Here is a 263-nt window from a genome sequence, read left to right as displayed (position 1 = left end):
CCGAGATGAGTTCTCCCTGAGACTTTAAGTCTCCTGAAGGAACGTTAAAGACGATGACGTTGATAGGTCGGGTGTGTAAGCGTAGCGATACGTTGAGCTAACCGATACTAATGAACCGTGAGGCTTAACCTTACAACGCCGAAGATGTTTTGGCGAAGAGACAGACACAAGATTCAGCTTGATTACAGATGACATCGACAGACTAAAAAGTGTGTTGATAAACAGAATTTGCCTGGCGGCTGTAGCGCGGTGGTCCCACCTGA

General features: G+C 47.1%; 1 rRNA gene. It reads left to right on the top strand.

What is annotated here, in order from left to right:
• Positions 1-132 (top strand): 23S ribosomal RNA (locus OGY15_RS00020); the annotation flags it as partial.
• Between the last annotated feature and the right edge of the window lie 131 nt (positions 133-263).

Source organism: Citrobacter sp. Cu231, from assembly GCF_030332265.1.
GTDB lineage: Bacteria > Pseudomonadota > Gammaproteobacteria > Enterobacterales > Enterobacteriaceae > Citrobacter > Citrobacter meridianamericanus.
The sequence above is the reverse complement of the archived record's forward strand: the minus strand, read 5'-3'. Positions and strand labels throughout refer to the sequence as shown.